We start from the raw sequence: 18805 nt of genomic DNA, 5'->3' as shown, positions 1-18805 counted from the left end.
CGACGCCTCCACTTGCCGACCGTGTGCTCATGCACTCCCAGTTCAGCCGCGACGACCTTGCTGGGGATGCCGTGGGCGCATCGCAGGATGATCCGGCAACGCTCCGACATCGATCGTGCGACACGTCGGCGACGGACCTGTCGTTCGAGATAATCCTGCTCGTCTGCGCTCAGAACCAACGGCGCGGTGGGGCGGCCATTCGCGTTCGCCATAATACGCTCCTCTCCAGAAGCGACCTAGCATACAATGTAACGAACTTCAGTTCCAGATGACTAGGTCAACGCCACCGGGGCCGACAATGGCAATGATGGCCCGTAGGCAGGAGTAATCAATTATGAGCTTTCTCGACTACCTGATTTCAATTGATGCCCGGACCGTCTTGATGGCCCGCATGATGCAGAGGCTGGGCGTTGACAGGCAACTGAAAGTCGTGGCGGACCATGCAGCTGTCACCAATCGGGCGGTTGACCGCTGCCGCTCATGCGGCCATCAGGACGAATGCTCGACCTGGCTCGACGAACATCAGCAGGCCGACAATCCGCCGGACTATTGCCGCAACCGCGACTTGATCGCCCGACTGCAGCATGCGGCCGGACAACGTTAGAATATTGAAGTTAGAGCACTGAACGTTCGGACTTGAGAAGCTTGCCGTGCCTTTGCGCCGCAATTGGAATCGTCCACCGATGGACGCGACAGCATTGTTTCCACAATTTGCCATAAGAAGATCCTGACCGGCAGGGGGCTGGCGGGCTGTCCGCGGCATTGCGCTTTCCGACGACGATCGCGTTCGCGGCTGGATCATCGAGCGGCCTGATTTCGCCTTCTCGGCGATCGAGCTGATGGAGCGCTTTGGCGAAGCTGGCCAAAGGCTTTGCTCAAGGCAAGTTCCACCGCGCCTCGTGACCCCGAGGGGTTCTTGAACTTGACGGTGACCACTTCGTCGTGCAGGCGGAAAGTCGCCCCTTTGTCCGGCGTCATGCGCGCAAACGTATATGCCGCTGATGCCCCGGTTCTTGTGCGAGATCAATCTTGGTGCCGGCGGCATAGCCTCGCTTGAATCGAGATGCTCGGCCGCCGGATGTCTTTACGCGTATGCGGCTTCGGTCTTCCTCGCGCTGGTCTCTATCGGCGCGGTGAGATCCAGCACCACGCGGCCGTCGATCTTGCCCGCCTTGAGTTTTGCGAGGACCGCGTTGATGGCGCCCAACGGCGCCTTGGTGATCTCGGCCCGCACCTTGCCCTCGGCGGCGAAGGCGATGGCCTCGTCGAGATCGCGTCGCGTGCCGACGATGGATCCGCGCAAGGTAATGCGCTTCAGCACGACGTCGAAGATCGGAGTCGGGAATTCTCCAGGCGGCAGACCGACCAGGGCGACCGTACCCTTGCGGCGCACCATGTGTATCGCCTGGGAAAAGGCCGGTGGCGAGACGGCCGTCACCAGAATGCCGTGGGCGCCGCCACCTGTCGCCTTGAGCACCTCCGCCACTGCGTTCGGGGAGCGGGCGTCGATGGCCAGGTCCGCTCCGGTCGCGCGCGCCAGGGCGAGCTTGTCTTGCGTGACGTCGAGCGCCAAAACCTTGAAGCCCATCGCCTTGGCATACTGGACCGCCACATGGCCGAGACCGCCTATGCCTGAAATCGCCACCCATTCGCCCGGACGTGCCTCGGTCTCCTTCAACCCCTTGTAGGTGGTGACGCCGGCGCACAGGATCGGCGCCATCTGGGCGAAATCGACACCGGCTGGAAGGCGCGCGGTGAATGCTGCCGAAGCGATGACATATTCGGCGAAGCCGCCATCGCAGCTATAGCCGGTATCGTGCTGATGCTCGCACAGCGTCTCCCAACCGGTCTCGCAATATTCGCAGCTCAGGCAGGCGTCATGCAGCCAGGCGACGCCAACTGGATCACCCTCCTTGAAATCGGTCACGCCCGGCCCGAGTGCGGCCACGACGCCCGCCACTTCATGGCCGGGGATGAAGGGCGGCACAGGCTTTACCGGCCAGTCGCCGGAGGCGGCATGCAGGTCGGTGTGGCAGACACCGCAGGCAATAACCTTGACGAGCAGTTCACCTGGCCCGGGTACTGGGACCGGCATATCCTCGATCGTAAGCGGCTTGCCGAATGCCCGTACGACGGCGGCCTTCATCGTCTTGACCATGATCCAACTCCTTTGTCGATGAAGGCAGACTAAGCATCGGGGCGGGAGGTGCTTTGACCGAAATCAATGTGCGTATCGGGGCAGGGCGTAAAGCTGGGGTTTCCATGGCCCTGGGATGTTCCCGGGCTCCAAGACAAGGAAGTTGTCATGTCCCAGCACGCACTCGAACTCGTCCGCTCGAAGGGGAATATTCCAGCCCGCTATGGCAACTTCATCGGCGGGAGATGGGTCGCGCCGTTGGACGGGCAGTATTTCACCGACTACAGCCCAATCAACGGCCAACGCCTCGTCGAGGTCGCGAAGTCGACGCCTGCGGACGTGGAAGCCGCGCTCGACGCGGCCTACAAGGCCAAGGACGGCTGGGCGCGCCTGTCACCTGCCGAGCGGTCGCGGCTGCTCAATAAGGTCGCCGACCGCATGGAGGAGAATCTCGAGCTGCTGGCGCTGGCCGAAACGCTGGACAACGGCAAGCCGATCCGCGAGACGCGGGGCGCCGACGTACCGCTCGCCATCGACCATTTCCGGTACTTCGCAGGCTGTATCCGCGCTGACGAAGGCTCCATTTCGACAATCGATGACGACACCATCGCCTATCACTTCAAGGAGCCGCTGGGCGTCGTCGGCCAGATCATTCCCTGGAACTTTCCGTTGTTGATGGCGGCCTGGAAGATTGCCCCGGCGCTTGCCGCCGGCAATTGTACGGTGATCAAGCCGGCCTCCAACACGCCGCTGACGCTGTTGATCCTCGCCAATCTTACCGCGGATATCCTGCCGCCCGGCGTGCTCAACGTCATCACAGGTCCCGGTGCGTCGGTCGGTCGGGCAATCGCCGCTAATCCGCGTATTTCCAAGGTATCGTTCACCGGAGAGACGACGACGGGCAAGCAGATCATGGGGTATGCGGCCGAACACCTGATTCCGCAGACCATGGAATTGGGCGGCAAGTCGCCGAACATCTTCATGGCCGACGTGATGGATGCCGATGACGAATTCTTTGACAAGGCGCTTGAAGGCTTCGCCCTTTTTGCATTCAACAAAGGCGAGGTCTGCACCTGCCCTTCGCGGGCGCTCGTCCAGGAATCGATCTTCGACAAGTTCATGGAGCGCGCGGTTGCCCGCGTTGCGAAGATCAAGGTCGGCGATCCGCTCGACCCTTTGACGCAGATGGGCGCGCAAGCTTCCGAAGATCAGTTGACCAAGATCCTCGACTATATCGAGATCGGCAAGCAGGAAGGCGCCAAATGCCTGACTGGCGGCGAGCGCGCCCATCTCGGTGGCGACCTCGACAAGGGCTACTTCGTGAAGCCGACCGTGTTCAGCGGCGACAACAGCATGCGGATCTTCCAGGAGGAGATTTTTGGTCCTGTCCTGTCGGTCACGACGTTCAAGACCGTCGAGGATGCGATCCGCATCGGCAATGACACCATCTACGGTCTCGGCGCCGGCGTCTGGTCGCGCAATGGCAACGATGCCTACCGCGTAGGGCGCGGCATCCAGGCGGGACGGGTGTGGACCAATTGCTATCACGCCTATCCGGCCCATGCCGCTTTCGGCGGCTACAAAGCGTCCGGTTTCGGGCGGGAAAACCACAAGATGATGCTCGACCACTATCAGCAGACAAAGAACCTGCTGGTCAGCTACTCGACCAAAGCACTCGGGTTTTTCTGAGCCGCGATCAGGCCTTGGGAGGTGGCGCTGGATGCGCCATCGTCTCAGCACAGGAGCAGCAGATGCAGCGCCGGGAACAGCCCGTCGGGTCATGCATCATTCGAAGTCCTCGCCACTAGGTTCGCCAGACCATACGAGAAAATACGAAGGCTGAGCGAACCACCCGCTAACTAATTGTTTTTGTTGAATAGACGACGTCCCTCCAGGCCCACCAAAATACCCATATAAGTTACTGATTTTGTGCATTTATTATTTCCTGGCCCACGCCATGGACTCGAACCCCCGTTCAAAGGGGTGCGGAATGTCGACGGTAGAGATCGCCGTCAGCGATGACTTTTTATCGCGGCGCGATACGCCTTTTCGGCCCATTGAACCAATGTCTCGTCATCTTCCAAAACATCGGCCGGTGCTTCCATATAGGACTTGAGAGCTTGGGGTTTGCCTTGGCTTCGATATTCCAAGGCGTGCGACCCCGCGGCGTCAAAATCTTTTCGGGTGTTTTCGTCTACTTTGAAATAGACCGCTCCCTTCCACACCATGGCGAAGACATGGTCTCCACGATAAAGAGCGATGGCACCGAACAGCGGTCTTGTGGTGACGTTTGCCCAAGTTGACAACCGTTCGGCGACTTCTTCGGCCTGTTCAGTTTTATTCGTCATCTGTCCTCGCGTTCGCATATGAAGCCGCTAAAGCAATCTGCCGATCGTACACGCCTCAGCATTTCGCGCCTGGGTATGTTGTGGATGGCGACGGCGGCCTAGAAGTGGCTGCCGCATTCGATAACGCGGCAGCCAGGGTGTCTGCCTTAGTCCAGAAAATGCCGTGTGCAGGCAGCAGGCCAAAAAATCAGCGGGTGAAGTCTGCAACGGTTTTTCCGGGCGCGTGGCCGGTACGGTTGCGCTCGATGGCCTCGGCCAGATCCTCGAAGGCAACGACGTCAGCGATCACCGATCGCAGGGAGCCATCGGCGATTTGTTGGGCGATGGTGGCTAGCCGAGCCGTGTCAGGCTTGACCGAGAACCAAACACCCCGGCGGCCTTCCGGTGCCCGGGTAACCACGTCGGTTGCAGCGATGCTCACCAAGATACCATTTTGCGACAGGATAGCCCACGATTTGTCCACGACCGGACCGCCGACGAGATCGACAACGAGATCGATGTTGCTCGCAACAAGCTCGAACTTCTGCTTTTGGTAATCGATCACTTCGTCAGCACCGAGGGCTTGGACATGGGCCGCGCTCTTTGCCGAGGCTGTGGCATAAACGGTCGCGCCTGCCGCCTTGGCGAATTGAACAGCGAAGCTGCCTACCCCACCAGCCGCGCCGTGGATGAGCACCCGTTTCCCCCGAAGGTCGAATTCGGCGACCTGGAGGACTTGCCATGCCGTCATCGCCGCCACCGGCACCGCTGCCGCGTCAATGTCGGACAGGGTTGCAGGTGTCTTGATGAGCTTTTCGGCGTTTATCACCAAATGGTCGGCATAGGCGCCGAGGCCACCGAGCGCAGCCATGACCCTTTCTCCCACGCTCACGTCTTTGACGTTCGAGCCGACCTTGAGCACGACGCCCGACATTTCGATGCCAAGGGTGGCGGGCACCGCCAAATTGAACCTTTCACGCAGATAGCCTTCGCGGACTTTCCAATCCATTCCGTTGATGCCGGCGGCTTTGACCTGGACCAGGACCTGATCCGGACCCGGCTCAGGGGCATGAACCGTATCGACTTTCAAGCTGTCAGTGCCGCCATACGCTTGCAGACGCAGTGCCCGGCCGGGGCCAAGCGGTTGAGGTGAGGCGGCATCGCGTTCGAGGCTCATGGTGTTTGTCCTTGCTATGGGGCGACAGGTTTTGAAAGTCCCGACAGGAGGACTTCCAATTGGGGTCGGAGACATTGACCGTGCCGCTGGCGTCGGATTTGGATCAGGCGTTCAACGTAGGATAGTCGGTATAGCCAAGCGCGGTGCCACCGTAGAACGTGGCTTGGACTGCCGCATTCATCGTGGCGTTGAATTTCAAACGTTCCACGAAGTCTGGATTGGCGAGAACCATCTGACCGTAGGCCTCAAGATCGGCCAGTCCGGAGGCAACGTCAGCGCCAATCTGTTCCCGCGCCCGACCTGGGCGGTTGAGGATCAAAGCGCCCGACCAAAGTTTGCGGATGTCGGCCAGCAACGGCTGGTTGCCCTGATGCATGACGTGCACATAGGCCAGCCCCAGCTTCTCCAGTTCTGTCACAAGCAAACGGTAGACGTCGGGCCCGTCCACCCCTTCATCGATCCCCCAAATGCTCGTGCCGGGAGACAGGCGGATTGAGGTGCGGTCCGCGCCAATTTCTTCGGCAATCGCAGTAGCGACCTCGATGGCAAAGCGGGCGCGATTGTTGATGGAGCCGCCATAAGCGTCCATGCGTTCATTGGCGCTTGGCGCGAAAAACTGCTGGATGAGGTACGCGTTCGCACCATGAATTTCGACGCCATCGGCTCCAGCCTCGATCGCCAAGCGCGCCGCGTTGCGGAAATCGACCACGGTCTGCTGCACTTCTGCGATGGTTAGCGCCCGAGGCGTGGGAATGTCCTGCATACCGGTCGGCGTGAACATGCCGGTTCCTGGTTTTATTGCGGAGGGCGCGACGCTCTGGCGATGATGCGGCGTATTGTCAGGATGCGACATACGACCGGTGTGCATGAGTTGGATAAAGATGCGACCGCCCTTGTTGTGCACGGCGGCGGTGATCTTCTGCCAGCCCGCGACATGGGCTGGCGTGTGAATGCCAGGGGTGCTGAGATAGCCTTGGCCATCAGCCGAGGGCTGCGTGCCTTCGGTGACGATCAGGCCGACACCCGCGCGTTGGGCATAATATTCGGCTGCCAGTTCGCCGGGCGTGCCATCGAACGCCGCGCGGCTGCGGGTCATGGGCGCCATAACCAGGCGGTTGGGGAGCGTGTAGCGTCCGACGGGTGCCGAAGTGAAAAGCTGGTTCATAAGAGGTCTCCATTCGTTGAAGACCCTTATCCACCATTCCAAATTCAGGATAAATCTGGCAAAATCGAAATCACATTTCCATAAATGGAGCAATCTGGTGAGCCATCTCAATGATATGGCGCTGTTCGTGGAGGTAGCCAGAGCCAAGAGTTTCCGAAAAGCGGCAGCGGTCCTGGACATGCCGAACTCGACGCTTTCACGGCGCATCAGCGAGTTGGAGAAGGCAATCGGTCTGAGATTGCTGCATCGCACAACGCGAAAGATCGAGCTCACCGAGGCTGGCCAACTCTACTATGAGCGTAGCAAGCGCATCGTTGACGAAGCTCGGCTCGCCCACGAGCAGCTCGGAGCAATGCTCAAGCAGCCGACGGGCGTGCTGAGGGTTTCACTTCCGGTCGATTTCGCTACGCTCTACCTCACGCCAATTATCGTTGATTTCGCCCAGCAGTATCCTGGCATCACATTCGAATTCGACCTGACGCCACGTCGTGTCGACCTGGTCGCCGAGCCATTCGATGTGGCGATCCGAATTGGCGAACTCGAAGATTCCAGCCTGATCGCTCGCCTGATCGGGCGGCATTCGCGCCACCTTTATGCGTCAGATTCCTATATCGAAGCTAAAGGTGAGCCGACGACGCCAGCGGAGCTGGCGGAGCATGAATGTATTTGCATGCTCCGAATACCGACGTGGACATTGCACAAGGGGGAACTAAGAGCGGACGTCAGCGCCCGAGGCCGCTTTACGCTCAACAGCATGGGCATGATCCGCGCCTTGGCGGTCAACCACGCCGGCATAGCCTTGCTTCCCGAGAAGATTGCCGCAGAGGACTTGGTATTTGGGCGCCTTCGTCACATTTTGCCCGAATGGCAAGGCATGCCGGTAAGCATTTACGCGGTGACGGAGACCCGCCTCATTCCAGCCAAAACCCAGCGCTTCATCGAATTTCTCTCCTCGAAGCTCATATAACTGTCAGCTGCCGGTGGCGGGACAATACGGGAGGATGCGGAAAGACTTCTGATTTTGGCCTACGAAAAACTCAATAAAATCAATGACTTTAACACATTCTCCGGCCTGCCATTCAGCCCGCCCGTTTGGACGCCTTTTTAACTGTCTCAGAATAGTGTCAACATTCCCGTAGCGCTGCCCGGATTGCCAGGAAAGAAAGAACCAGCCGCCTGCCAGAATCAAAAGCAGCAGGGCCGCGGTCGCCACCAGCCACGGAAATCCCTGGTTCGATTCCTCCTGCTTCAGTTCAACGCATGTCTGCAACTGCGCCTCTACGCCGGATGTTTGCGTCTCAGGTCACGCGCACCCGCTGATGGCGTGACGAGACGTCAGAAGGGGTCGTAGCGTCGCTGGAGCGGGCTCAGGGCTCCAAGTCGGTAGACGGACTGTTGCGTTGTGCCGCCCCGCGCCGCTCGAGCGCGGTCTTGCGGATGATTTCCGCGATCTCCGGGCTGCTGCTGCACAGCATCTGGAAATCCGCCGCGTGCAGCGACAGGAGTGAGACCTCGGTTGCGGCGCTGACGGTCGCCGAACGCCGTTCCCCGGTGATCAGCGCCATCTCACCGAAGAAGGCGCCAGGGCCAAGCTCAACGGGATTCGGCGTCGCGACGCTGACGCGCCCCTCGACGACGAAGAACATCCGATCACCGGGCTCGCCACTGCGGCAGATCACGGCGCCCGCCGGCACCGTGCGAGCTCTCAGCGCGCGCACGATCTCGACCAGCACGGCCGGGCCGAGCTTCTGAAACAACGGTACGGTGGCGACCAATTGCCAATTGCGGACGAAATCCTCGCGACGGACTTCTTGATAGAAGCCCGTGGCAAGAATGCCGGCCCAGAGTCCGAAGATGCCGATGCCACTCATCATGACCGCCCCCGCAAGGACGCGGCCGGCGAAGCTTTGCGGGATAGTGTCGCCATAACCGGTCGTGGAAAGCGTGACCACCGCCCACCACATTGCCTGAGGGATGCTGCCGAACTTTTCCGGTTGGATGTCGCGCTCGATGACATAGGCCGCGAGCGCGACAGCGAACAGAACGACGCCGAAGAGCGTGGTGACGCCGATCAGATTGCGCGCCTCGTTGGCCAGAACCCTGCCCAGCACCGGGAAGAAAGTCGAGTCGCGCAGCGGTTTCAGCAGCCAGACAGCACAGTAGAGGCCCCGGTCGGGCGTGCCGACGAGCAGAAATGCGGCGAGTGGAACCAAGACCGCGAGCACATCGATGGCGATTTTGGGCGTCCTGTCCCGAAGGTCTCCCGCCCGGCGCTTGAGCAGCGTCGCCGCCAGTTGCAGGAGATAGGCACCCCAGATAACAGCGAGCAGGGCAGCCAGAGCCAGTCTGCTTCGTGCGGATATGTCCGGTATCGTGAGCGCAGCCATCGCCAGAAGCCCAGGCGCAGCCAGCACCGCGTTGAGCGGCGCGTAAATTCTTAAGGAAGGCGGTACCGACATTCTATGTCCACGCTACGTCCACGAGCGGCTATACCCTCCAAAATAGGATGCCTTCAAGGTAAGCGTAAAGGTGCTTACTGTCGCTGCGATGTGAATCACCAACGGTGAACTCGGATGTCCGGGATTGCTTCGTGACCGGACGTGAACAGACAGGCCAAAACCGACGAGAATGACCCGATCCGGACAATAGCGACGGAAAACTGAAATATCGGAACGTCGCTTCACTCGAGCCCGATCCACACAAAGCCATCCTGCTTTAGGAAGGGGTATACGATCAGTTTTGTGCGGTTTTTCGAAATGTTACCTCGGCGTCGCTGCGACATCGCCGATGACGTCGTTCCGGGCTTCACGGTCACGGCCGAAGTCGATCACCTCAACGCAGGCAAGTTCGACGACGCCGACTTCTCCAACTGGACCGGCGCCGACAAGAAGAGCAGCATGGCGGTATCGTCCGCTTCTAGCGTTCATTCCATGGGCTGGTTCTACACAGGTGAAATCCAGCCCGGGCGCTTAAACGCCCGGGCTGTTTTTGTTTTGTGACTGGGTCAAGGCCAACAGAAAATGGGGGTATCGGTAGCTGAATAGGGTCCGTGGTTGGTTTCGTGGGATCCGCTGGTGGGCGGACCGAGCGGGTCAAGGAGGTCATCAAGCTGCCTCCTTCGGAAGGCCGGCGGCCCAAAGGCCCGTTCACCAAGCTCAGGGCTTCGGGCGGGGTTTGGGACTGGAAATGAACGGTCCAAGATCACCGGCATCCACCCCAAGCCGCCGCACTATCCTATCTCCGCCGACAGGATCCCTGACCGCAGAGGCTTCAAATTTACGGCCGTAAACGTTACCATGTTCCTGTCGCAGGCAAAGGGCAAGCCATAGTGGTCTCTGATTGTTCCTCAACTTGGCCAAAATCACAGCTTCGGGCCAATTAGGCCAAATATGGTCAAACGCCTACTCTTCGCAATGCGTCACGGAGAAACCCGGTGGAATACCGAGGGGCGCTTTCAGGGCCGCAGCGACCCTTCCTTGGCGGTTCCCGGGCGGCGGCAGGCCATGGAAAACGGCGGCAGGCTGAAGGCTCATTTCGAACGTCTCGGCGTGAAACCTGCCCGGATCGCGGCCTATACGTCGCCGCTCAAGCGGGCGCGGGAGACGATTGCCATGGCGGCTTTGGAAGTGGGGATTGCCGAAAGCCAGGTCAACATCGACGTTCGTCTCGCGGAAGCCTCGTTCGGCCGCTGGGAGGGGATGACCACGCTGGAAGTAAAGGCGCGTTTTCCCGCCGAGCGCCGCCGACGCAAGGCGGACCGCTGGAATTTCGACTCCCATGATGGTGACAGCTACGCCGATCTGGCGCGTTTAATGGAAAGCTTCCTGGCCGATCTCGATCCGGGGCAGCCGGTACTCGTCGTGTCGCATACCGGGAACATAAGGGTAATGGCCTTCATGCTCGCCGGCCTGACACGGGACGAGGCGATGGCGCTTGCCGTCCCCCATGACGCGGTGCTTCACTGGGACGGGCGCCAATTCACATGGATTTGAATTTGCGAATGCATTTGCCCTGAAGCTCGATCGTCAGGATGGCAAGCACCTTGCACAGGAAGCGTTTGGCCGCCGAAACTCGATCCTTCCTGGATGTATCGCCGGAAATACCGTCAGATTTCCCCGCTGCTCCTTTGTCGCCAGCAGCCAATCAGAACCTATCTTCTGAAAATCAACAGCTTGCCGAGAACCGAGGTCCAGTTGATGATGTGACGTCGATCGTCAACAAGCCGCAGATAATCCTATGCCTTTCCAAGCTAAAATAGCCCTTTCGCCGAATTTCGCAGGTCGTTACCCTACTCCCGACGCCACTTTCAGCCACGAGGCGCTGTCACGCGGCGGCTCGAATAGCCTGACCTCGAAGTGATTAATGAGCTTGGACGACATTGTCGAAAGTCGTATAGCGGACGACGATCAGCCTGAAGACACAATCAGGAGAACGTCATCCTTGGACCCTCCTGGGTAATACAAATTGAAAATTGCGGCCTCATGTTTCAAAAGAGGTCGGTAGACCCTGCGAGGACGGTTTCGAAGCCTCCGGGTTCACCCACGGTCCTCAAGGCGAGAATTCTAAAAGACGTTCAAAATGACCCAGCACGTACAAAATGCTCGAATTCTGATGTACAGCCACGACACGTTCGGGCTCGGCCACTTGCAGCGCTGCCGGACGATCGCGCATTCGCTGGTCGAGGATTTCCGCGGACTTCAGGTGCTTATCATCTCGGGTGCGACCATCGCTGGCGCCTTCGACTACCGCGCCCGTGTCGACTTCGTGAAGATCCCCAGCGTCATCAAGCTGCGCAACGGCGAATACACCTCGCTGGAAAAGGATATCGATCTGCATGAGACGCTAAGGATGCGCCAGTCAATCATCCGCCACACAGCCGAGACCTTCGCGCCGGATATCTTCATCGTCGACAAGGAACCACTCGGCCTGCGCGGCGAGATCGAGGACACGCTGTCCTACCTCAAGACGCGGGGCACCACGCTCGTGCTTGGCCTGCGCGAGGTGATGGACGCGCCGCATCTGCTCGAAGCAGAGTGGGCACGTAGGGATGTGATGCGCAAGATAGGCCTGTTCTACGACAAGGTCTGGGCCTATGGCCCGCCGGATTTCTACGATCCGTTGACCGGCCTGGATGTGCCGCCGGCAGTCAGGGCAAAGATGAAGTTCGTCGGTTTCCTGCAACGCAGCCTGCAGAAGAACGAGTTGCCCGGCCACCGGCCCGAGGGCGACTATATCCTCGTTACCACCGGTGGTGGCGGTGACGGCGCCGAACTGATCCACGACGTCATCGAAGCCTATCAGCAGGATCCGCAATTGCAGCATAGGGCGCTGATCGTGCTTGGGCCTTACATGCCGGCGCGCAAGCGCAACAAGCTGCTCAAGAAGGGGTCCAAGATCCCCTATATCAAGATCATCGAGTTCGACAACCGCATGGAAGACCTGATTGCCGGCGCCAAGGCGGTGGTGGCGATGGGCGGTTATAACACCTATTGCGAGATACTGTCTTTCGACAAACCGGCGCTGATCGTGCCGCGCGTCAAGCCCCGCGAGGAACAACTGATCCGCGCGCGGCGCGCAGCTGAACTAGGCCTCATCGAGATGCTTTTGCCGGAGGAAGCCGAGGATTCCCAGCGGTTTGCCGATGCACTGAAGGTTCTGCCGGACCGGCCTCGCCCATCGCAGAGCAGTCCGCATCTAACGCTGGAAGGGCTGCCTCATATTTCCGAAATCGTTGCAGAACTGCTCAACCGGCGGGCCGGTCATCACCTTTCGGTCATTGAAGGCATGAACTGAGTTGCAGCATCGCAAGATCGTCGTGGTTCTGAAGGGCTATCCGCGGCTGTCGGAAACCTTCATCGCTCAGGAACTGCTCGGTCTGGAGCGTGCGGGGTTCGACCTGATACTCGTCGCGCTCAGGCGGCCGACCGACGCAAGACGCCACCCCGTGCATGACGAGATCAAAGCGCCCGTCCATTATCTGCCGGAATATCTGCATCAAGAGCCGTTGCGCGTGGTTCGCTCGCTGTTTGCTTGTCTGCTGCGGCCGGGCTTCTGGCGCGCTCTCGGATCGCTGGCGGCCGATATCCCCCGCGACTTTACGCGCAATCGCGCGCGCCGCTTCGGGCAAGCGCTCGTGCTGGCCGCCGAATGGCCGCAAGACGCGGGTTGGCTGCATGCACATTTCGCGCACACGCCGGCATCGGTGACGCGCTATGCCAGCCAGCTTCGTGGCCTGCCCTGGAGCTGCTCGGCCCATGCCAAGGACATCTGGACTTCGGCGGATTGGGATCTGGCTGGCAAGCTTGCCTCGGCGCGCTGGACGGTCACTTGCACGAAAACCGGCTTCGACCGTCTGAAGGAACTCGCCAACGGCAACTCGTCTGTGCATCTGAGCTATCATGGGCTCGACCTTGATCGCTTCGGCAGTTTTAGCGAGGCGCGAAAACAGCATGACGGCTCGGTGCCGGGCGAACCGGTTGTCGTTCTGAGTGTCGGGCGCGCCGTTGCAAAGAAAGGCTACGATACCTTACTGGAGGCTCTTGCCCTCTTGCCTGGTGATTTGGCGTGGCGTTTCGAGCATATCGGTGGCGGCGAGGAACTGGAACGGCTCAAGGCGCTGGCGCAAAAGCTCGGACTGGATAGCCGCGTCTCCTGGAACGGCGCGCTGGCGCAAACGGAGGTGCTTGAGCACTACCGAGGCGCCGACATTTTTGCCCTGGCCTGCAGGATCACCGCCAATGGCGACCGGGACGGCCTGCCGAATGTTCTGGTGGAGGCGGCCAGCCAGCGGCTTGCCTGCGTGTCGACCGACATTTCCGGCGTGCCGGAGCTTTTATCGCCGGAGGAAACCGGGCTGCTGGTTCCGACGGAAAACCCAATTGCCCTGGCACAGGCGCTGGAGCGCCTGATCCGCGATCCCATGCTGCGCGCCCTCCTGGGCGACGCCGCGGAGCGGCGCGTGCGAAGCAATTTCGATCATGTGGCCAGCATTGGACAGCTCAAGCAGCTGTTCCAGCAGGAGTGGCGGGCCGCCGAATGAAACGGCTGCGGGCTTTCTTCTATGTCCAGCACCTGCTCGGCGTCGGTCACCTCGCGCGCGCCAGCCGCATTGCGGCGGCTCTGGTCGATGATGGGTTTGACGTCACCGTCGTGACCGGCGGAGCGCCGATCGCGGGGTTTCCGGGACCGGGGGTAAAAACTGTAACCCTGCCGCCTGTCACCTCCGGCGATGAAGGATTTTCCGGACTTGTCGACCTGCAGGGCAAACCCATCGACGATGATTTCAAGACATTGCGTTCAGGGATGCTGCTTCAGGCATTCCGGGATTGCAGGCCGGATATCGTCATTGTCGAGGCGTTTCCATTTGGACGCCGGCAGATGCGTTTCGAAATCTTGCCGCTGATCGAGGCCATCGATGCGACGTCGCCCAGACCGCTGCTGGCGACGTCCGTCCGCGATATCCTTCAGGAGCGCGTCAAGCCGGGCCGAAACGAGGAAACGGTCGATCTCATCAACAGGCATTTCGACCTTGTCATGGTCCACGGCGATCCGGCTTTCGCGACCATCGACAAGACATTTCCACTGGCTGCGGCGATCAGGGCCGAGGTCGCGTACTCAGGGCTCGTTGCCGCACCGCCGTCGCCCGCGGCCTCCGAGCGCTTCGACGTCCTGGTGTCGGTTGGCGGCGGGGCTGCCGGAAAGAGCCTTGTCAGCGCCACCATCGCAGCGGCGCGGAATGCCAACAACGGTTGGAAATGGTGTCTGATCACCGGCCCAAACCTGCCGAAAGACGAGTTTGACGCGATCGCGCGGGATGCCACGCCCGGCCTGTCCATCTTCCGGTTCCGCGAGGATTTCGCTAGCCTGCTGGCAGGCGCCCGCCTGTCAGTCTCGCAGGCGGGTTACAACACGGTCTGCGATGTCCTGCGCGCGGGTTGTCGCTCTCTGCTCGTTCCATTTGCAGCCGGCGGGGAAACCGAACAGACGGTTCGCGCCCTGATGCTCGAAGAACTCGATCTTGCAACGGTGCTGACCGAAAACGACCTGACGCCTGAAGGCTTGGCGCAAGCGATCGAACAGGCGCTTGTGGGACCGAAGCCGTCCGCGCATCGTCTCGACCTGGAAGGCGCGCGTCACTCTGCACAAATCCTGCGCCGGCGGTATCGAACATGGTCCCTAAAAATGGGGGCCGGTTTGGGAAAGGCACATGATCAAACAGACGATGGATCCTAAGCGGTTCATCGGCTTAACGCGCATCGTGTCTGGCGAGTGCGGCGCGCTTCAATCCCAAAACCGCTGCGCACTTTTGGGCGAAATGCATCAAACAGTCCCGATCAGCATAAAGCGTGTATAGTTTTTTGTCGGCAGTTCGCCGGAGAACCGCACCTCCCGTAGCGCCGCCATAGCTTCGAACGCTGCAAGTGAAGCCACGCAATTGATGTGCGTTGGCTCGCTGAAATAATTGTTCGATTGCAGCAGTACATTCGTGCCCCGCGGAAGCAGGGCAAGCCAGGCGCGCAGATCCGCTATGTGTTCGCAGCTCGTATTGACCGTCAGGTCGGCCCTCCCGACCGCATAGTCGAGTTCGTACATATCTGCCGTCAGCGCCCGGAACCGATCTCCGGCTTCCCGGTTGAGGGTCCGGGCGACCGGCGCGACTTCGGGATCGATGTCGATGCTGTCGACCGCTGCGATGTCGAAGCGGGCGTCGTTGAAAAGCATTGCCGGCAATACGCCGTACCAGCCACCCAGAACCCATATGCGCCCGAACCGGCCGCCACTGCTTTCGAAAAGCCTGTCCAGCGCCCACATCTTGCAGGCGACCTGCTTGTGGTTGAAGGCGTTGGCGACATCGGCCTTCGGATGCTTGGCGATGACGCGCGCCAGCCCCGCCACCAGAGGGTTGTTGACATAGGCCGCAATTCCCCGCGTGAGGTCCAGGGTTTGGTCGTGCCCGTCCATGCCGGCATTGCGTGGTTGCGTGACATCCATCATATTCGTCTTGTATGGTGGGATTTCGGGCGACACAACGCAATCTTGCCCCCCGCAAGGCTGTTTGATCCGCGGACATGATTATGCTGTTAGTCGCTTTGCCATTGCCCGGCGCCGGAGAGAGCCGGTTGCCTCTGTCCGGATCATCGGCGCCTTGCATGCACTGCAGATTCGGGCTTGTGGTTGGCGACGAAGACATTGCCGACACGCCACGCGCCGGCAGGTGCTTTTTCATCCTGAATCCTTCTACCTGAAAGACCACAGTCGCATATGGAACCCAGCCTAGCCCGCTATATCTGGACGCACACCAGGAAGCAGCAGCTCTGGATATTGATGATCGTCGTGCTTTCGATGATCCCGTATTTCATGTCCTTCGACCTGCCGAAGCTGATCGTCAACGGCCCGATCCAAGGCAAGGGCTTCGAGCAACCGGGCGCGACCCAGCCATTCATGAGGCTACACTATGACTTGCCGTTCATTGGCGACGTCCTGTTCTTCTCCGGTTTTCAGCTCGGCCGCAAAGCGACGCTGCTCGCCCTGAGCCTTGTGTTCCTGTTGCTCGTCGTCATCAACGGCCTGTTCAAACTCTATATCAACACCTACAAGGGCCGCCTCGGCGAACGCATGCTACGGCGCATCCGCTTCGAACTGGTCGATCGTGTGCTGCGGTTTCCGCCGGTTTACTTCAAGCGTGTGAAATCCGCCGAAGTGGCGACCATGGTGAAGGACGAGGTGGAGCCGCTGGGCGGCTTCATCGGCGATGCCTTCCTACAGCCAGTGCTGCTCGGCGGCCAGGCGCTGACGGCCATGCTGTTCATCTTGGTTCAGAATGTCTGGCTCGGAATGATAGCGTTCGTGATCGTGGTGATCCAGATCGTGCTCATCCCGCGAATGCGGCGGCGGCTGATCGTGCTCGGGCGACAACGGCAATTAACGGCGCGCGCGCTTTCGGGCCGGGTTGGCGAAATCGTCGACGGCATTGGCGCGGTTCACGTCCACGATACGTCAAACTACGAGCGCGCCGACATAGCAGCCCGGCTCGGACTGATCTTCAAGATCCGCTTCGATCTTTACCAATGGAAATTCATGGTAAAGTTCCTGAATAATTTTCTCGCGCAGATCACGCCCTTCCTGTTCTACATGATCGGCGGGTACCTGGCCATCGCCGGGCGGCTGAACGTCGGCCAGCTCGTGGCCGTGATCGGCGCCTACAAGGACCTGCCAGGACCAATGAAGGAACTGATCGACTGGGATCAGGATCGGCAGGATGTCCAGGTCAAATATCAGCAGGTCGTTGAACAGTTCACCGTCGAGGATCTCATCGCGCCGAGAATCGGGGCATTGATGGTCGATGATCCCGGTCCGATGACCAACCCCTTGTCGGCGGTCAGTTTGTCCATAGCAGACGATGGCGGCGCAATGCTCCTCGACCGCATCTCCCTGCAGGTCAAGCCGGGTGAGACGGTGGCACTGGTCAGTACTGCTACAGGGGGCGCAGAGGCGCTTGCGGAAGCCTTCGCGCGGCTGAACTGGCCGGACAGCGGAAGGATTGTTTCGGGCGCCGATGACCTGCTTGAACTTCCCGAAGCCGTGACAGGCCGGCGCATGTCCTATGCCTCGTCGGATGTTTTCCTGTTCCACGCAAGCCTCCGCGACAACCTGCTCTACGGCTTGAAGCATGCGCCGCTGACATCGGTGCCTTATGAGGGCGCCGCGGCAGATCAGCAGCGCTGGAACATCGCCGAGGCGCATCGGTCGGGCAATCCGGATCTCGATGTCCACAGCGACTGGATCGACTATGCTTCTGCTGGCGCCACCGGCCCGCACGGCCTCTTTGAGGCCGTGCGCCGGGTGCTCGACGCGGTTGTTCTGTCACGCGACATTCTGGATCTTGGCTTGCGCTCGTTGGCCGACCTCCAGCGCCACACGGAGCTTGCCAAGCGGATTGTCGAACTGCGTGCGGCGCTGCGAACCCGGCTGGAACAAGAGGGGCTGAGCGGACTGGTGGTTCCTTTCGAACCGGGCGCCTACAACAAGGAAGCAACGATCGGTCAAAACCTGCTCTTCGGCGCTGCCTCCGGCCTTGCACTGGCCGACAAGGCTCTGGCGGCCAATCCCTATTTTGCTTCCGTGCTGAAGCAAGCCGGCCTCGACGGCACGCTCTACGGCATGGGCATGGAGATCGCAGAACAGACGATCGAGCTGTTTGCCGACCTGCCGCCCGACCACCAGTTCTTCCAGCAGCTCGCCTTCATGAGCGCCGAGGAGATACCCGCCTACGAGACCTTGCTGCAGCGGCTCAAGAACCGTCCCTACGAGGCGGTTTCGGAGGCCGACCGCGCCATGATCATCACCTTGAGCTTTGCCTATATCGAGCCCCTGCACCGCTTCGGCCTGCTGAGCGACGAGCTGATGAACAAGATCGTCGCCGCACGCAACCAGTTCTATGAAAACCTGCCGCCCGAGCTGCAAAATGCGGTCGAACGGTATGACCCTGCCAAATACATCGCCGCGGCCACCGTCATGGACAATGTCCTGTTTGGGCGTGTGGGCAACAACCATCCCGACGCGCCGGACCGCATACGCGCCATCGTCTATGACATTCTTGACGAACTCGGGCTTTATGCCGAACTTCTGGATGTCGGCCTGGACTTCGACGTCGGCGCCGGTGGCAGGCGGCTGACCGGTGGACAGCGACAGAAGCTCGATGTTGCCCGGGCCCTGCTCAAGCGTCCCGATTTTCTCATTCTCAACCGGCCGCTGTCGGCGCTTGACCAGCGCATGCAGGACAAGGTGCTGCGAAACGTGCTCGAGGAAGCCAGACGCGACGACCATTCGCCGGCAATTGTGTGGGCCGTGACCAATCCAGCAATGGCGATGATGTTCGATCGGGTTATCGTCTTCGACTCGGGTCAGTTGGTGGAAGACGGAACGCACGAGACACTTTTGGCAGAGAACGGTATCTTCAAGGAACTTCTGTCATAGTCTGGCAAACGCGAATTTTGGGA

Annotated in this window: 18 protein-coding genes; 9 read left to right on the top strand and 9 right to left on the bottom strand. The window is 60.2% G+C overall.

Features of this window, described 5'->3' with window-relative positions; translation table 11 throughout:
• On the bottom strand, positions 1–212 hold a 212-nt coding region (locus tag A3A9_RS43125), incomplete at its 3' end, for a helix-turn-helix domain-containing protein (protein WP_161634557.1).
• 122 nt (positions 213–334) lie between these two features.
• Between A3A9_RS43125 and A3A9_RS0131545 the strand changes: the two genes are divergently transcribed.
• Positions 335–604, top strand: a complete 270-nt coding sequence (locus A3A9_RS0131545; protein WP_027062195.1) for a DUF6455 family protein — start codon at positions 335–337, stop codon at positions 602–604.
• 480 nt (positions 605–1084) lie between these two features.
• Here A3A9_RS0131545 and adhP read toward each other — a convergent pair whose 3' ends face one another.
• Positions 1085–2158 (bottom strand): alcohol dehydrogenase AdhP, encoded by a 1074-nt coding sequence (gene adhP / locus A3A9_RS39865; protein WP_033838914.1) that lies wholly within the window; start codon positions 2156–2158, stop codon positions 1085–1087.
• A gap of 147 nt (positions 2159–2305) precedes the next feature.
• Between adhP and A3A9_RS0131535 the strand changes: the two genes are divergently transcribed.
• Positions 2306–3826: an aldehyde dehydrogenase family protein gene (locus tag A3A9_RS0131535; protein WP_027062194.1), complete on the top strand. Its 1521-nt coding sequence runs from the start codon at positions 2306–2308 to the stop codon at positions 3824–3826.
• 323 nt (positions 3827–4149) lie between these two features.
• Here A3A9_RS0131535 and A3A9_RS0131530 read toward each other — a convergent pair whose 3' ends face one another.
• The 3 genes from A3A9_RS0131530 to A3A9_RS0131520 all read right to left on the bottom strand — a co-directional run bounded on the left by A3A9_RS0131530 (position 4150) and on the right by A3A9_RS0131520 (position 6806).
• Positions 4150–4485: a TfoX/Sxy family protein gene (locus tag A3A9_RS0131530; protein WP_027062193.1), complete on the bottom strand. Its 336-nt coding sequence runs from the start codon at positions 4483–4485 to the stop codon at positions 4150–4152.
• Between the two features lie 187 nt (positions 4486–4672).
• A complete protein-coding gene (locus A3A9_RS0131525) occupies positions 4673–5641 on the bottom strand; it encodes an NADP-dependent oxidoreductase (RefSeq protein WP_051371309.1) in 969 nt (322 codons plus the stop codon).
• Positions 5642–5744: 103 nt separating this feature from the next.
• The gene (locus A3A9_RS0131520) at positions 5745–6806 is read right to left on the bottom strand and encodes an alkene reductase (RefSeq protein WP_027062191.1); all 1062 of its coding nucleotides are present in this window, start codon (positions 6804–6806) and stop codon (positions 5745–5747) included.
• Between the two features lie 97 nt (positions 6807–6903).
• Here A3A9_RS0131520 and A3A9_RS0131515 point away from each other — a divergent pair, with 97 nt between their 5' ends.
• Positions 6904–7773, top strand: a complete 870-nt coding sequence (locus A3A9_RS0131515; RefSeq protein ID WP_027062190.1) for a LysR family transcriptional regulator — start codon at positions 6904–6906, stop codon at positions 7771–7773.
• A gap of 3 nt (positions 7774–7776) precedes the next feature.
• On the opposite strand, the gene A3A9_RS45400 is transcribed toward A3A9_RS0131515, so the two are convergent.
• Together A3A9_RS45400 and A3A9_RS0131505 are read right to left on the bottom strand one after the other, a co-directional pair.
• Positions 7777–8076, bottom strand: a complete 300-nt coding sequence (locus A3A9_RS45400; RefSeq protein ID WP_027062189.1) for a hypothetical protein — start codon at positions 8074–8076, stop codon at positions 7777–7779.
• A 97-nt stretch (positions 8077–8173) separates the two neighbouring features.
• A complete protein-coding gene (locus A3A9_RS0131505; RefSeq protein ID WP_027062188.1) occupies positions 8174–9265 on the bottom strand; it encodes a cyclic nucleotide-gated potassium channel in 1092 nt (363 codons plus the stop codon).
• A gap of 282 nt (positions 9266–9547) precedes the next feature.
• Here A3A9_RS0131505 and A3A9_RS46560 point away from each other — a divergent pair, with 282 nt between their 5' ends.
• Positions 9548–9805 carry a hypothetical protein gene (locus A3A9_RS46560; protein WP_027062187.1) on the top strand — a complete coding sequence of 86 codons (258 nt, stop codon included), beginning with the start codon at positions 9548–9550 and terminating at the stop codon, positions 9803–9805.
• Between the two features lie 390 nt (positions 9806–10195).
• A complete protein-coding gene (locus A3A9_RS0131495) occupies positions 10196–10798 on the top strand; it encodes a histidine phosphatase family protein (RefSeq protein ID WP_033838912.1) in 603 nt (200 codons plus the stop codon).
• On the opposite strand, the gene A3A9_RS44935 is transcribed toward A3A9_RS0131495, so the two are convergent.
• Positions 10785–10949, bottom strand: a complete 165-nt coding sequence (locus A3A9_RS44935) for a hypothetical protein (protein ID WP_161634556.1) — start codon at positions 10947–10949, stop codon at positions 10785–10787. The two genes, A3A9_RS0131495 and A3A9_RS44935, sit on opposite strands and share 14 nt — an antisense overlap.
• A gap of 435 nt (positions 10950–11384) precedes the next feature.
• Here A3A9_RS44935 and A3A9_RS0131485 point away from each other — a divergent pair, with 435 nt between their 5' ends.
• From A3A9_RS0131485 to A3A9_RS0131475, 3 genes are read left to right on the top strand one after another with little or no spacing between them, the layout of a single operon-like run.
• Complete coding sequence (locus A3A9_RS0131485; RefSeq protein ID WP_027062185.1) at positions 11385–12599, top strand: glycosyltransferase family protein; 1215 nt, start codon at positions 11385–11387, stop codon at positions 12597–12599.
• A 1-nt stretch (position 12600) separates the two neighbouring features.
• Positions 12601–13845 carry a glycosyltransferase gene (locus A3A9_RS0131480; RefSeq protein ID WP_027062184.1) on the top strand — a complete coding sequence of 415 codons (1245 nt, stop codon included), beginning with the start codon at positions 12601–12603 and terminating at the stop codon, positions 13843–13845.
• Positions 13842–15038 (top strand): glycosyltransferase family protein, encoded by a 1197-nt coding sequence (locus A3A9_RS0131475; protein WP_033838919.1) that lies wholly within the window; start codon positions 13842–13844, stop codon positions 15036–15038. Before A3A9_RS0131480 ends, A3A9_RS0131475 begins: the two co-directional genes overlap by 4 nt.
• Before the next feature lie 87 nt (positions 15039–15125).
• On the opposite strand, the gene A3A9_RS0131470 is transcribed toward A3A9_RS0131475, so the two are convergent.
• Positions 15126–15797 (bottom strand): class I SAM-dependent methyltransferase, encoded by a 672-nt coding sequence (locus tag A3A9_RS0131470; protein WP_082222305.1) that lies wholly within the window; start codon positions 15795–15797, stop codon positions 15126–15128.
• Positions 15798–16067: 270 nt separating this feature from the next.
• Here A3A9_RS0131470 and A3A9_RS0131465 point away from each other — a divergent pair, with 270 nt between their 5' ends.
• On the top strand, positions 16068–18782 hold the full coding sequence (locus A3A9_RS0131465) for an ABC transporter transmembrane domain-containing protein (protein WP_027062181.1): 2715 nt from the start codon (positions 16068–16070) through the stop codon (positions 18780–18782).
• Positions 18783–18805: the final 23 nt, after the last annotated feature.

The organism is Mesorhizobium loti CJ3sym, assembly GCF_000472785.1.
Lineage (GTDB): Bacteria > Pseudomonadota > Alphaproteobacteria > Rhizobiales > Rhizobiaceae > Mesorhizobium > Mesorhizobium loti_E.
Note: the sequence above shows the minus strand (reverse complement) of the source record. Positions and strands in the feature narration are given on the sequence as shown.

What these genes read in the sequence shown, in the direction of transcription:
- A3A9_RS0131545 (WP_027062195.1), top strand. Translation starts at nt 335, where the DNA reads ATGAGCTTTCTCGACTACCTGATTTCAATTGATGCCCGGACCGTCTTG.
- adhP (WP_033838914.1), bottom strand. Translation starts at nt 2,158, where the DNA reads ATGGTCAAGACGATGAAGGCCGCCGTCGTACGGGCATTCGGCAAGCCG.
- A3A9_RS0131535 (WP_027062194.1), top strand. Translation starts at nt 2,306, where the DNA reads ATGTCCCAGCACGCACTCGAACTCGTCCGCTCGAAGGGGAATATTCCA.
- A3A9_RS0131530 (WP_027062193.1), bottom strand. Translation starts at nt 4,485, where the DNA reads ATGACGAATAAAACTGAACAGGCCGAAGAAGTCGCCGAACGGTTGTCA.
- A3A9_RS0131525 (WP_051371309.1), bottom strand. Translation starts at nt 5,641, where the DNA reads ATGAGCCTCGAACGCGATGCCGCCTCACCTCAACCGCTTGGCCCCGGC.
- A3A9_RS0131520 (WP_027062191.1), bottom strand. Translation starts at nt 6,806, where the DNA reads ATGAACCAGCTTTTCACTTCGGCACCCGTCGGACGCTACACGCTCCCC.
- A3A9_RS0131505 (WP_027062188.1), bottom strand. Translation starts at nt 9,265, where the DNA reads ATGTCGGTACCGCCTTCCTTAAGAATTTACGCGCCGCTCAACGCGGTG.
- A3A9_RS0131495 (WP_033838912.1), top strand. Translation starts at nt 10,196, where the DNA reads ATGGTCAAACGCCTACTCTTCGCAATGCGTCACGGAGAAACCCGGTGG.
- A3A9_RS0131485 (WP_027062185.1), top strand. Translation starts at nt 11,385, where the DNA reads ATGACCCAGCACGTACAAAATGCTCGAATTCTGATGTACAGCCACGAC.
- A3A9_RS0131475 (WP_033838919.1), top strand. Translation starts at nt 13,842, where the DNA reads ATGAAACGGCTGCGGGCTTTCTTCTATGTCCAGCACCTGCTCGGCGTC.
- A3A9_RS0131470 (WP_082222305.1), bottom strand. Translation starts at nt 15,797, where the DNA reads ATGGATGTCACGCAACCACGCAATGCCGGCATGGACGGGCACGACCAA.
- A3A9_RS0131465 (WP_027062181.1), top strand. Translation starts at nt 16,068, where the DNA reads ATGGAACCCAGCCTAGCCCGCTATATCTGGACGCACACCAGGAAGCAG.